The 12,477-nt window shown below is 72.6% G+C and carries 12 protein-coding genes and 1 pseudogene; 7 read left to right on the forward strand and 6 right to left on the reverse strand.

Annotated features, from left to right (window positions below):
- The 4 genes and pseudogenes from V7793_RS23615 to V7793_RS23630 all read left to right on the forward strand — a co-directional run.
- Positions 1-666, forward strand: a pseudogene (locus tag V7793_RS23615) (MFS transporter); the annotation flags it as partial.
- Positions 667-761: 95 nt separating this feature from the next.
- Positions 762-2,549 (forward strand): DEAD/DEAH box helicase, encoded by a 1,788-nt coding sequence (locus V7793_RS23620; RefSeq protein WP_336009613.1) that lies wholly within the window; start codon positions 762-764, stop codon positions 2,547-2,549.
- 425 nt (positions 2,550-2,974) lie between these two features.
- Positions 2,975-3,616, forward strand: a complete 642-nt coding sequence (locus V7793_RS23625; protein WP_168095404.1) for an IclR family transcriptional regulator — start codon at positions 2,975-2,977, stop codon at positions 3,614-3,616.
- 110 nt (positions 3,617-3,726) lie between these two features.
- Complete coding sequence (locus tag V7793_RS23630) at positions 3,727-4,536, forward strand: S16 family serine protease (RefSeq protein ID WP_336009615.1); 810 nt, start codon at positions 3,727-3,729, stop codon at positions 4,534-4,536.
- 72 nt (positions 4,537-4,608) lie between these two features.
- On the opposite strand, the gene V7793_RS23635 is transcribed toward V7793_RS23630, so the two are convergent.
- From V7793_RS23635 to V7793_RS23655, 5 genes are read right to left on the reverse strand one after another with little or no spacing between them, the layout of a single operon-like run.
- Entirely contained in the window at positions 4,609-5,625 is a 1,017-nt protein-coding gene (locus V7793_RS23635) for a glycine betaine ABC transporter substrate-binding protein (protein ID WP_336009616.1), read from the reverse strand.
- 1 nt (position 5,626) lies between these two features.
- The gene (locus V7793_RS23640) at positions 5,627-6,484 is read right to left on the reverse strand and encodes an ABC transporter permease (RefSeq protein WP_443057973.1); all 858 of its coding nucleotides are present in this window, start codon (positions 6,482-6,484) and stop codon (positions 5,627-5,629) included.
- Positions 6,481-7,719 (reverse strand): betaine/proline/choline family ABC transporter ATP-binding protein, encoded by a 1,239-nt coding sequence (locus V7793_RS23645; RefSeq protein ID WP_168095407.1) that lies wholly within the window; start codon positions 7,717-7,719, stop codon positions 6,481-6,483. The genes V7793_RS23640 and V7793_RS23645 overlap by 4 nt, the downstream gene beginning before the upstream one ends.
- Complete coding sequence (locus tag V7793_RS23650) at positions 7,712-8,359, reverse strand: ABC transporter permease subunit (protein ID WP_168095408.1); 648 nt, start codon at positions 8,357-8,359, stop codon at positions 7,712-7,714. The genes V7793_RS23645 and V7793_RS23650 overlap by 8 nt, the downstream gene beginning before the upstream one ends.
- Positions 8,360-8,404: 45 nt before the next feature.
- Positions 8,405-8,884 (reverse strand): Lrp/AsnC family transcriptional regulator, encoded by a 480-nt coding sequence (locus V7793_RS23655; RefSeq protein ID WP_336009619.1) that lies wholly within the window; start codon positions 8,882-8,884, stop codon positions 8,405-8,407.
- A 121-nt stretch (positions 8,885-9,005) separates the two neighbouring features.
- Here V7793_RS23655 and hppD point away from each other — a divergent pair, with 121 nt between their 5' ends.
- Positions 9,006-10,148 (forward strand): 4-hydroxyphenylpyruvate dioxygenase, encoded by a 1,143-nt coding sequence (gene hppD / locus V7793_RS23660; RefSeq protein ID WP_058044269.1) that lies wholly within the window; start codon positions 9,006-9,008, stop codon positions 10,146-10,148.
- 38 nt (positions 10,149-10,186) lie between these two features.
- The gene (locus tag V7793_RS23665) at positions 10,187-11,560 is read left to right on the forward strand and encodes an FAD-binding oxidoreductase (RefSeq protein ID WP_336009622.1); all 1,374 of its coding nucleotides are present in this window, start codon (positions 10,187-10,189) and stop codon (positions 11,558-11,560) included.
- A 43-nt stretch (positions 11,561-11,603) separates the two neighbouring features.
- Here V7793_RS23665 and V7793_RS23670 read toward each other — a convergent pair whose 3' ends face one another.
- On the reverse strand, positions 11,604-12,014 hold the full coding sequence (locus V7793_RS23670) for an SsgA family sporulation/cell division regulator (RefSeq protein ID WP_336009623.1): 411 nt from the start codon (positions 12,012-12,014) through the stop codon (positions 11,604-11,606).
- 340 nt (positions 12,015-12,354) lie between these two features.
- On the opposite strand from V7793_RS23670, the gene V7793_RS23675 reads away from it, so the two are divergent.
- Positions 12,355-12,477, forward strand: a 123-nt coding sequence (locus V7793_RS23675) for a DUF2510 domain-containing protein (RefSeq protein WP_336009628.1), incomplete at its 3' end; no start/stop codon positions are given.

Raw genomic sequence — 12,477 nt, forward strand, 5'->3', positions numbered from 1 at the left:
CGCGCGGCCCGCGGGCTGCCGTCGGTCGTGCTGCTGCGCGGCGTCGCGCAGGGCTCGTTCCTGGCGGCCGAGACGTTCATCCCGCTGATGCTCGTCTCCGAGCGCGGCCTGTCCGCGACCCTCGCCGGGCTCTCCCTCACCGGCGGCGGCCTGACCTGGGCGCTCGGTTCGTACACCCAGAGCCGCCGCCGGGCCGAGCCGTACCGCGAGCGGCTGATGAGCCTCGGCATGGTGCTGGTGGCGCTCGCCGTCGCGCTGATGTCGGCGGTGCTGGTGCACGGCGTCCCGGTGTGGGTGGCGGGCGCGTCCTGGGTGATCGGCGGCTACGGCATGGGGCTGACGATCTCCAGCGGGGCGGTGCTGCTGCTGAAGCTGTCCCGGCCCGGCGAGGAGGGCACCAACGCGGCCTCGCTGCAGACGGCCGACGCGCTCGGCAGCATCGTCCTGGTCGGGCTCGCCGGAGTGCTCTTCGTCTCCTTCGGCGGCGGCTCGGCGAGCGCGGCGACGGCCGGCGCGGCCGCCCCGGCGCACGCCTTCGCGGCGGTCTTCGCGGCCGCCTCGGCGTTCGCGCTGGTGGGCGCGTACGTCGCCACCCGGCTCGCCCCGCGCGACGCCGCCGGCCGCCGTGTGACCTCGGTCCCACCCTCGGGTGACCCCGGGGCGTAACCCCGGAGCGTGAACCCCGGCACCGGTAGGCTGACGCGGTTGCCGACTGCCGACCCTCCCCCGGCCAGCGCCGGGGGCGCCCCCAGACGGAGACCGTGACTACCACCACCACCAACCACCATCTCTCCCCTGCTTTCCCCGGCCGGGCCCCTTGGGGTACCGCGAACAAGCTCCGCGCCTGGCAGCAGGGCGCCATGGAGAAGTACGTCCAGGAGCAGCCCCGCGACTTCCTCGCCGTCGCCACCCCGGGCGCCGGCAAGACGACCTTCGCCCTCACCCTGGCCTCCTGGCTGCTGCACCACCACGTGGTCCAGCAGGTGACCGTCGTCGCCCCGACCGAGCACCTGAAGAAGCAGTGGGCGGAAGCGGCGGCCCGGATAGGCATCAAGCTCGACCCGGAGTACAGCGCCGGCCCCCTCGGCCGCGAGTACCACGGCGTCGCCGTGACCTACGCCGGCGTGGGCGTGCGCCCCATGCTCCACCGCAACCGCAGCGAGCAGCGCAAGACCCTCGTCATCCTCGACGAGATCCACCACGCCGGCGACTCCCGCTCGTGGGGCGAGGCCTGCCTGGAGGCCTTCGAGCCGGCGACGCGCCGCCTGTGCCTGACCGGCACGCCCTTCCGCTCCGACACCAACCCCATCCCGTTCGTCACGTACGAGGAGGGCAACGACGGCATCCGCCGCTCCTCCGCGGACTACACGTACGGATACGGCAACGCCCTCTCCGACGGCGTCGTCCGCCCGGTCATCTTCCTCTCCTACAGCGGCAACATGCGCTGGCGCACCAAGGCGGGCGACGAGCTGGAGGCCCGCCTCGGCGAGCCGATGACCAAGGACGCCGTCTCCCAGGCGTGGCGCACGGCGCTCGACCCGCGCGGCGACTGGATGCCGAATGTGCTGCGGGCCGCCGACCGCCGCCTGACCGAGGTGCGCAAGTCCATCCCGGACGCGGGCGCCCTCGTGATCGCCTCCGACCAGGAGTCCGCCCGCGCCTACGCCAAGCTGATCCGCGAGATCACCGGCGAGGGCGCCACGCTCGTGCTCTCCGACGACAGTGGCGCCTCCCAGCGCATCGACGACTTCTCGCAGGGCGACGCCCGCTGGATGGTCGCCGTCCGCATGGTGTCCGAGGGCGTGGACGTGCCCCGCCTCGCCGTCGGCGTCTACGCCACGACGATCTCCACGCCGCTGTTCTTCGCGCAGGCCGTCGGCCGCTTCGTGCGCTCGCGCCGGCGCGGCGAGACCGCCTCCGTCTTCCTGCCGACCGTCCCCAACCTGCTGACCTTCGCCAACGAGATGGAGGTCGAGCGCGACCACGTCCTCGACAAGCCCAAGAAGGAGGGCGAGGAGGACCCCTACGCCGAGGAGGACAAGCTCCTCGCCGAGGCGGAGCGCCAGCAGGACGAGGACACCGGCAGCGACGACCAACTCTCCTTCGAGGCGCTGGAGTCCGACGCGGTCTTCGACCGGGTCCTCTACAACAACGCCGAGTTCGGCATGCAGGCGCACGCGGGCAGCGAGGAGGAGCAGGACTACCTCGGCATCCCCGGTCTGCTGGAGCCCGAGCAGGTGGAGCTGCTGCTGCAGAAGCGGCAGGCGCGCCAGATCGCCCACAGCCGCAAGCGCCCGGACGCCGAGGCGGACCTCCTCGAACTGCCCGCGGAGCGCCGCCCGGTGGTCACCCACAAGGAGCTCCTCGAACTGCGCAAGCAGCTCAACACCCTGGTAGGCGCCTACGTCCACCAGAGCGGCAAGCCCCACGGCGTCATCCACACCGAACTGCGCCGCGTGTGCGGCGGCCCGCCGAGCGCGGAGGCGACGGCCGGGCAGCTCAACGAGCGCATCAAGAAGGTGCGCGAGTGGGCCACGCGCATGAAGTAGCGGACCGCATGCGAAGTAGTGGACCGCACGTGAAGTAGCGGTCCACCCACAGGAGGCGGGGCGCTCATGCCGAGGGGCGCTCACGCCGAGGAGCGCGCCCGCTGAAGGGCGCCCCGCTGCGTACCGATGACGGGGCCGGTGTCCGGATGATGGGACACCGGCCCCGATATTCGTGATTCCGCCTCCGCCTGACCGGATCGCGGGCAGACTCTTCCGCTGAGCGGACCGGCGGCGCTACGGTTCCGGTCACGCACACGCCCCGTGGCAGCGCCGCCGCGGAGCGCAGCCGGTGCAAGAAGCGCAAGTAGCGCATGAAGCGCAGCAAGAAGCGACAAGCCGCCGGCGGCCTCTCCTCGCGCGCTGCCGGACGGGACGGCGGCGCACCCCACCCGACGAGAGCCGCCATACATCGGAGGAGGGGCGTCGTGACCGCGGAGACCTCGCAGACGCTCGACAGAGGACTGCGTGTCCTCAAACTGCTCGCCGACACCGACCACGGCCTGACCGTCACCGAGCTGTCCACCCGGCTCGGGGTCAACCGCACCGTGGTCTACCGCCTGCTGGCCACGCTGGAGCAGCACGCACTCGTCCGCCGCGACATCGGCGGCCGGGCCCGGGTGGGCCTCGGGGTGCTGCGGCTCGGCCGGCAGGTGCACCCGCTGGTGCGCGAGGCGGCCCTGCCCGCCCTGCGCTCCCTGGCGGAGGACATCGGGGCCACCGCCCACCTGACGCTCGTCGACGGCACCGAGGCGCTCGCGGTGGCCGTCGTCGAGCCGACGTGGACGGACTACCACGTGGCCTACCGCGCGGGCTTCCGCCACCCCCTGGACCGGGGTGCGGCCGGCCGCGCCATACTCGCCGCCCGCCGCGGCGAGAGCGACGGCCCCGGCTACGCCCTCACGCACGGCGAGCTGGAGGCCGGCGCGAGCGGCGCGGCGGCACCCCTGCTCGGCGTCCTGGGGATCGAGGGCAGCGTGGGGGTGGTGATGCTCACGGACACGATTCCCGACCGCGTCGGGCCCCGCGTGGTGGAGGCGGCGAAGGAGGTCGCCGACGCCCTGAGGTGATCCGGCCTGCCCGGCCTGCCCGGCCTGCCCGGCCGTCCCCCGCCCTCGCCGCGCCTCGCCCGGCGAGGGCGCATGTCACGGAAGGGACGCACGTGAACTAGATTCGCTGCATGCCCGCTCCGACCACGCCCGCCCGGTCCCGCCGCGCCCGGACCCTTGCCGTCTGTGCCGTGCCCGTCGTCGCCCTGCTCGCCTCGGTCCCCTTCGTGCCGCTGCCGTTCTCGGTCGCACAGCCGGGTTCGACGGTGGACGTGCTCGGCACGCACGAGGGCAGACAGGTCATCGAGATCCAGGGCGCGCAGGCCCGCAGGACGACGGGCCAGCTGCGCATGACGACGATCGTGGTGACGGGCCCGCGCGTCGACGTGGACCTGGGCGACGTGATCGGCGGCTGGACGCGTACGGACCGGGCCGTGATGCCGCACGACGCCGTCTACCCCGTCGGCGACTCCGACGAGGAGGTCGACGCGCACAACAAGGCGGAGATGAAGAAGTCGCAGGACGCCGCCACGGACGCGGCCCTGCGCTACCTGCACCGCTCGCCGGACGAGCTGAAGGTCGGCCTCAGCCTGGCCGACGTGGGCGGCCCGAGCGCGGGGCTCCTCTTCACCCTCGGGATCATCGACAAGGTCGACGGCGACGGCCGCGGCGGCGACCTCACCGGCGGGCGGACCATCGCGGGCACGGGCACGATCGACGCCGACGGGAAGGTCGGCCCGGTCGGCGGCGTACCGCTGAAGACGCAGGCGGCCCGGCGCGACGGCGCGACGGTCTTCCTCGTCCCGAAGGCCGAGTGCTCGGCCGCCGAGGCCAATCTGCCCAAGGGGCTGCAGCTGATCCCCGTGCAGAAGCTGCAGGACGCGATCACGTCGCTGCGCGCCCTGCGGGCCGGGGACGAGGACAACGTCCCCACCTGCTGACCCCCGCCTGCTGACCTCCACCTCTGACCCCCCGCCTGCCGGCCCCGCCCGTTCACCGGCCCGGCCGGTCGCCTACTTGCTGATGAACCCCTCCTTCAGCAGCCACTCCTTCGCGACCTCGTGCGGGTCCTGCCCGTCCACGTCCACCCTCGCGTTGAGCCGCCGCGCCACGTCGTCGTCGAGCCGCGCCGTGATGGGGTCCAGCACGTCCTTGATCGCCGGGTGCTTGCGCAGCGTGCCGCTGTTGATCTCCGGCGCGGCGTTGTAGTGGGGGAAGAAGTGCTTGTCGTCGTCCATGACGACGAGCTGCATCGCCGCGATGCGGCCGTCGGTGGTGAAGACCTCGCCGAAGGTGCAGGAGCCGCCCCCGGAGACCTGGGTGTAGACGATGCCGCCGTCCATCTTCTGGACGCGGGAGGCGGGCACGTCCATCCCATAGGCCTTGGCCATGCCCTGCAGCCCGTCGTCGCGCGCGGCGAACTCGCTCTCCACGCACAGCGTCACCGCCCGCGGGTTCCGCCGTGACAGCGCGGCCACGTCCGAGAGGGTGCGGGTGCCGTACTTGCGCGCGCCGGCCCGGTTCACCGCCAGCGCGTAGGTGTTGTCGAGGGCCGCGGGGGCGAGCCAGGTGAGGCCGTTGCGCGCGTCGGCGTCGGCGACGGCCCGCCACTGCCGCGCGGGGTCGGGGATGGGCCGGTCGTGGCCGAGGTACGTGATCCAGGCGGTGCCCGTGTACTCGTACATGGCGTCCGCCTCGCCGGACCGGACCGCCTCGCGGGCCCCGACCGAGCCCTGGATGTTGGTGCGGTCCAGCACCTTCGCCCCGGCGGCCCGGAAGGCCAGGCCCATGATCTGGCCGAGCACGATGTTCTCGCTGAAGCTCTTGGAGGTGACCGTCAGGTCGGCGCCCTTGAGCGGCAGGCCCCGGCCGATCGAACCGGGGCGGACGTCGTCGGCCATGGGGGAGCCGCTGGTCAGCCCGCAGCCGCCGGTGAGGGAGGCGAGGAGGGCGAGGGCGAGCGCGGGCGCCGCCCGGAGCGCTGCGCGCCGCCCGGCTCTCCGCCCTCGGGCCGGCTGCCGCCCGGCCATCTCAGGGGGCCTCCAGGCCGCGCGGCCGCAGCAGCAGCTCGGCCAGGGACGCCAGCCAGTCCACGAGCAGCGCGAGCGCCACGGTCAGCACGGACCCCAGGACGAGCACCGGCATCCGCTGGTTGGTGATGCCCGAGGCGATCAGGTCGCCGAGCCCGCCGCCCCCGCCGAAGTAGGCGAGCGTCGCCGTGCCCACGTTGAGGACGAGCGCGGTCCGTACGCCCGCGAGGATCAGCGGCACGGCCAGCGGCAGTTCGACCCGGCGCAGCACCCCGGTGGCGGACATGCCGATGCCGCGCGCGGCCTCCACCAGGGTCGGGTCGATGGCGCGCAGTCCCGCGACGGTGTTGGCGAGGACGGGCAGCACCGCGTAGACGACGATGCCGACGAGCGCCGCCTGCATGCCGATGCCCATCCAGATCACCAGCAGCGCCAGCAGCCCGATCGCGGGGGTGGCCTGGCCGACGTTGGCGACGGCGATGGCGGCGGGCGCGGCGGGGCGCAGCCGGCGCCGGGTGAGCAGGATGCCCAGCGGGATGGCGATGATCAGGACGAAGAAGGTGGAGACCACGGTGAGGACGACGTGCTGGCGCAGGCGCAGCCAGACGTTGCCGTCGGCGATGGAGTTGCGGGCGACGGAGTCCAGGCCGGCGCCGCGGAACCACAGCCAGGTGGCCAGCAGCAGGACGAGCAGGAAGCAGGGCCGCAGGAGCAGCTTGCGCCGGGTGATGCGCCGGGCGGGGCGTACGGCGGGCGGGGGCGGCCCGGGCGGGCCGCCGGCATCCGCGTCCGCGCCCACCGCCTCCGGCGGTACGGGGCCCGCGCCGGCCTCCGCGGGCCCCGGCCGCTCGCCGGTCACGCCAGCTCCTCCGGCGCGTCGGTCGTGCCCTCCTGCTCCTCCAGCACCTGCTGGGCGCGCTGTTCCTCCAGCAGGTGCTGGTGTTCGACGGCGTCGAGCCGGTCCTCCTCCAGCAGTTCGTGCACGGAGTTCATGAGGGTCTCCATGTCGACGACCCCCTCGTAGCGGCCGCGCCGCCCGGTCACGGGCACCCGGCCCGCGTTGTCGACGAGGACGGCCTCCAGGGCGTCGCGCAGCGTCGCGTCGCGGGTGACGGTGTCGTGCACGAGGGTGCCGGCGCGGGCGAGGGAGCCCTGGGCGCGCATCAGGTCGCCGCGCCGGAGCCATTTGTACGGGCGGTGGTGGCGGTCCAGCAGCAGCACCTCGTTGGTGGTGCCGCGGCGCAGCCGTTCGAAGATCGTCTGGAGGGGGTCGTCGACGGTGGCGGTGGGGAAGTCGACGACGCCCACGTCCCGTACGCGCGTGAGGTTGAGCCGCTTGAGCGCCGCGCCCGCCCCCACGAAGCCGGAGACGAAGTCGTCGGCGGGGTTGGTGAGGATGGCCTCGGGGGTGTCGAACTGGGCGATGTGCGAGCGCTCGCGGAGCACGGCGATCCGGTCGCCGAGCTTGATGGCCTCGTCGAAGTCGTGGGTGACGAAGACGATCGTCTTGTGCAGCTCGTGCTGCAGCCGGATCAGCTCGTCCTGCAGGTGGTCGCGGGTGATCGGGTCGACCGCGCCGAACGGCTCGTCCATCAGCAGCACCGGCGGATCGGCGGCCAGGGCGCGGGCCACGCCGACGCGCTGCTGCTGCCCGCCGGAGAGCTGGCGCGGATAGCGGCCCTGGAACTCGCCGGGGTCGAGCCCCACCAGGTCGAGCATCTCCTCCACCCGCTCGGCGATCCGCCGCTTGGGCCAGCCGGTCATGCGCGGGACGAGCGAGATGTTCTGGGCGACGGTCATATGGGGGAACAGCCCGGAGGCCTGGATGGCGTAGCCGATCTTGCGGCGCAGGCGCACCGGGTCGATGCCGGTGACGTCCTCGCCGTCGATGCGGATACGGCCGGACGTCGGCTCGATCAGCCGGTTGATCATCTTCATGGTGGTGGTCTTGCCGCAGCCGGACGGGCCCACGAAGACCACCAGCTCCCCGGCCTTGATGTCCATGTTCACGCAGTCCACGGCGGGCGCGGGGTTGCCGGGGTAGCGCTTGGTGAGGTTCTCCAGCTGGATGGTGGCTCCGGGCGCGTCAGCCACGGATCCCCCTCGGCACGGTCAGCCGCCCGATCAGTACGTACGCCGCGTCGAAGAGCAGGGCGAGCACGATGATCCCGAGCGTCCCGGCGAGCACCTGGTTGAGGGCGTTGGCGCTGCCCAGCGACGAGACGCCGCGGAAGATCTCGTTGCCCAGCCCCGGCCCGGAGGCGTACGCGGCCACCGCCGCGATGCCCATCAGCATCTGCGTGGCCACCCGGATCCCGGTGAGGATCGGCGGCCAGGCGAGCGGCAGCTCGATGCGCACCAGCCGCGCCGCGCGCGACATCCCGATCCCCTTCGCGGCGTCCACCAGCGAGGGGTCCACGCCCCGCAGCCCCACCACCGCGTTGCGGACGATGGGCAGCAGCCCGTAGAGCACGAGCGCCGTGACCGTCGGCGCCACGCCCAGGCCGGTGAGCGGGATGAGCAGGCCGAGCAGGGCCAGCGAGGGGATGGTGAGCAGGGTCGCCGTCGTGGTCACCGCGAGGTTGCCGGCCCACTCGCTGCGGTAGGTGAGCACGCCGATCACCACGCCGAGGACGGTCGCGACGACCATGCACTGGAAGACGGCGCTGGCGTGCTGCCAGCCGTCCGCCAGCAGCTGGGCGCGGCGGCCGGCCAGGTACTCCCAGAAGCTCACCCGCTCGCCTCCCTCTCGCGCCCGGAACTCCGGCGCCGCACAACCTCAGGGCTGGTACGGGGCCTGCGACGCCTGCTGCACCAGCGGGATGATCCGCAGCGGCACGGCGTTCTCCATGACGATCGCCGTGGAGGCCCGCACGATGCCATCAAAACCCACAACCCGGTCGATCACACGCTGGAGGTCGGCGTTCGAGCGTGCGACCAGACGGCAGAGCATGTCGCCGCGCCCGGTGGTGGTGTGCAGCTCCAGCACCTCGGGGACGGTCGCGAGGTGCGTCCGGACGTCGCCGCCCTGCCCCTGCTTGATCTCCAGCGTCGCGAAGGCCGTCACCGGATAGCCCAGCGCCGCCGGGTCCACGTCCGGGCCGAAGCCGCGGATGACGCCCTGCGCCTGCAGCCGGTCCAGCCGCGCCTGGACGGTCCCGCGCGCCACGCCCAGCCGGCGCGAGGCCTCCAGCACGCCGATCCGCGGCTCCTCGGCCAGCAGTTCGATCAGCCGGCCGTCCAAACGATCGATCGCCATGCGGTCCTCCCAGTGGTCAGCATGTACAGAACGTCCGGTGTTACCTGCGTTCTGCTATGCAGTCTGCCCAGCCAATACGCAAACTATTGCGCACCTTGTGGATCGGCGGGACCCTGCGGCCATGACTCAGACCACGGATCACACCCCGCACACCGCACGGCAGGCCGACCCCTTCCCGGTCAAGGGGATGGACGCGGTGGTCTTCGCCGTCGGCAACGCCAAGCAGGCCGCCCACTACTACTCCACCGCCTTCGGCATGAAGCTCGTCGCCTACCGCGGACCGGAGAACGGAAGCCGCGAGAGCGCCAGTTACGTGCTGGAGTCGGGCGGCGCCCGCTTCGTCCTCACCACGGTCATCAAGGCCGCGACCGACCGCGGCCGGGCCCTCGCCGCCCACGTCGCCGAGCACGGCGACGGCGTCGTCGACCTCGCCATCGAGGTGCCGGACGCGCGCGCCGCGTACGCCTACGCCGTCGAGCACGGCGCCACCGGCCTGGAGGCCCCGTACGAGCTGGAGGACGAGCACGGCAAGGTCGTCCTCGCGGCCATCGCCACCTACGGCGAGACCCGCCACACGCTCGTCGAGCGCTCCGCCTACAGCGGCCCGTACCTGCCCGGCTACGCGGCCGCCAAGCCGCTCGTCGAGCCCGGCGATCGCCGGTTCCAGGCGATCGACCACTGCGTGGGCAACGTCGAGCTCGGCAAGATGGACGAGTGGGTGTCGTTCTACAACAACGTCATGCACTTCACGAACATGAAGGAGTTCGTGGGCGACGACATCGCCACCGAGTACTCCGCCCTCATGTCGAAGGTCGTCGCCGACGGCACCCGCAAGGTGAAGTTCCCGCTCAACGAGCCGGCCATCGCCAAGAAGAAGTCGCAGATCGACGAGTACCTCGAGTTCTACAACGGCCCCGGCGTCCAGCACATCGCCCTCGCCACCAACGACATCGTCGCCACCGTGCGCGCCATGCGGGCGGCGGGCGTGCAGTTCCTCGACACCCCGGACTCGTACTACGACACGCTGGGCGAGTGGGTCGGCGAGACCCGCGTACCGGTCGACACCCTGCGCGAACTGAAGATCCTCGCGGACCGCGACGAGGACGGCTACCTGCTGCAGATCTTCACCAAGCCCGTGCAGGACCGGCCGACGGTCTTCTTCGAGATGATCGAGCGCCACGGCTCGATGGGCTTCGGCAAGGGCAACTTCAAGGCGCTCTTCGAGGCGATCGAGCGGGAGCAGGAGAAGCGCGGCAACCTGTAGTCCGATTCGCACAAGGGTGCCCGGGGAATGAGCCCCCCATGGGCGATCTGATCAAGCTGTTGCGCGAAGGGCTCCCCGCGGAGGCGATCCTCACCGACCCCGACGTCACCGCGTCCTACGCCAAGGACATGGCCGGCTTCTGCGCCGCGGGGCGGCCCGCGGTCGTCACGCTGCCCCGCACCGTGGAGCAGGTCCGGCACGTCATGCGCACCGCCACTGCCTTGCGGGTCCCCGTCGTCCCGCAAGGCGCCCGCACCGGCCTGTCCGGCGCGGCCAACGCGAGCGAGGGCTGCATCGTCCTCTCCCTCGTCAAGATGGACCGCATCCTGGAGATCGACCCCGTCGACCGCGTCGCCGTCGTCGAACCGGGCGTCGTCAACGCCGTGCTCTCCCGCGCCGTCGCCGAACAGGGCCTCTACTACCCGCCCGACCCCTCCAGCTGGGAGCAGTGCACCATCGGCGGCAACATCGGCACCGCCTCCGGCGGCCTGTGCTGCGTCAAGTACGGCGTCACCGCCGAATACGTCCTCGGCCTCGACGTCGTCCTGGCCGACGGCCGGTTGCTGAAGACGGGCCGCCGCACCGCCAAGGGCGTCGCGGGCTACGACCTCACCCGCCTGTTCGTCGGCTCCGAGGGCAGCCTCGGCGTCGTCGTGCGGGCCGTCCTCGCGCTCCGCCCGGCCCCGCCCCAGCAGCTGGTGCTGGCCGCCGAGTTCCCCTCCGTCGCCGCGGCCGGCGAGGCCGTCCGCGAGATCATGACCCGCGGCCACGCCCCCTCGCTCCTGGAGCTCATGGACGGCACGACGATCCGCGCCGTCAACGCCATGGCGCGCATGGGCCTCCCCGAGACCACCGAGGCCCTCCTGCTCGCCGCCTTCGATACCCCCGACCCGGCCGCGGACCTCGCCGCCGTCGCCGAGCTGTGCACGGCGGCCGGAGCCGACCAGGTCGTCCCCGCCGAGGACGCCGCCGAGTCCGAGCTGCTCCTGCAGGCCCGCCGGCTCGCCCTCACCGCCCTGGAGGCCCTCCGCCCCGCCACCATGATCGACGACGTGTGCGTCCCGCGCTCCCGCCTCGCCGACATGCTCGAAGGCACTGCCGCGATCGCCCGCAAGTACGGGCTCACCATCGGCGTCTGCGCCCACGCGGGCGACGGCAACACCCACCCCGTCGTCTGCTTCGACCCCGCCGACGCCGACGAGTCGCGGCGCGCCCGCGAGTCCTTCGACGCGATCATGGCCCTCGGCCTGGAGCTGGGCGGCACGATCACCGGCGAGCACGGGGTGGGTGTCCTGAAGAAGGAGTGGCTGGCGAGGGAGCTGGGCCCGGTGGGCCTGGAGATCCAGCGAGGCATCAAACGGGTCCTCGACCCCCAGGGCATCCTCAACCCCGGCAAGGTGCTGGACCTTTGACGGCCCGGCCGCCGCCTGCGGGACCGTGATCGCCGCACAGGCGTCACACGTCCAAAATGTCCCGCAGCGCCGCGTCCAGCCCCAGCCGCTCCGGCTCCGACCCCGGCGCCACCACCCGCAGGGTCCGCTCCAGCCACGCCGACACCGCCGGCTCCGGGGCCTCCAGCAGCGCCGCACCGTCCGGCGAGGACAGCGCCATGCACACCACGTTGCGCCCGTCCGACCGCGTCGGCCACACCCGTACGTCCCCGCTGCCGCACGGCCGGAACACGCCCTCCACCAGCAGCTCGCGCGCGAACGTCCAGTGCACCGGGGCCTCCGAGGTCACGTGGAAGACGATGTGCACCGCGTAGGGGTCGGCCGTGCGGTAGCTCAGCCGCGACGGCACGGGGATGCTGCGCTCGGGCGACAGCACCAGGTCGATCTCCAGCTCTCTTTCCACCACGGTGTGCATGAAGTGCGCCCTCTCTGCTCTGCTTCCGTCGGTCCGTGGCCCCTCGCGAACGGGCCCGCACCGACTGAGAGCGCATCGACCCCCACACCATTACGCGACTTCGCCGAACCGGTGCGCCGGTCGCACGTGTGAGTGGTCCCGCCCGCGGGACGGCCGCAGAGTGGAGAGCCGTCTGGTAGACCTGTGTGCTGCGCCCCCGGTTGCCTTTTGTGCATAGAGGTCATGAGGTACGGGAGCAGCGCGCCTCACGTCGCTCGTGTGCGGCAGACTGCTTGTCGTCGCCGCCCCACCGAGCACCGACACCGCAGTACGGCCGAGCAGATACGGGACATCGGAGACCATGAGCGCCCCTTCCTCAGGATCCGCCGACAGCAGCCCCGTCCAGGGGTTCTACCCGGACCCGTCCATTCCTGGCTATATCCGCTACTGGAGCGGCTCCGCCTGGGTGCCCGGCACGAGCCGG

Source organism: Streptomyces sp. KLMMK, from assembly GCF_036961605.1.
Lineage (GTDB): Bacteria > Actinomycetota > Actinomycetes > Streptomycetales > Streptomycetaceae > Streptomyces > Streptomyces telluris.

Excerpts from the sequence above, each read along its gene's own strand:
- V7793_RS23630 (WP_336009615.1), top strand. The coding sequence starts at position 3,727 with ATGCCCGCTCCGACCACGCCCGCCCGGTCCCGCCGCGCCCGGACCCTT.
- V7793_RS23635 (WP_336009616.1), bottom strand. The coding sequence starts at position 5,625 with ATGGCCGGGCGGCAGCCGGCCCGAGGGCGGAGAGCCGGGCGGCGCGCA.
- V7793_RS23655 (WP_336009619.1), bottom strand. The coding sequence starts at position 8,884 with ATGGCGATCGATCGTTTGGACGGCCGGCTGATCGAACTGCTGGCCGAG.
- hppD (WP_058044269.1), top strand. The coding sequence starts at position 9,006 with ATGACTCAGACCACGGATCACACCCCGCACACCGCACGGCAGGCCGAC.
- V7793_RS23665 (WP_336009622.1), top strand. The coding sequence starts at position 10,187 with ATGGGCGATCTGATCAAGCTGTTGCGCGAAGGGCTCCCCGCGGAGGCG.
- V7793_RS23670 (WP_336009623.1), bottom strand. The coding sequence starts at position 12,014 with ATGCACACCGTGGTGGAAAGAGAGCTGGAGATCGACCTGGTGCTGTCG.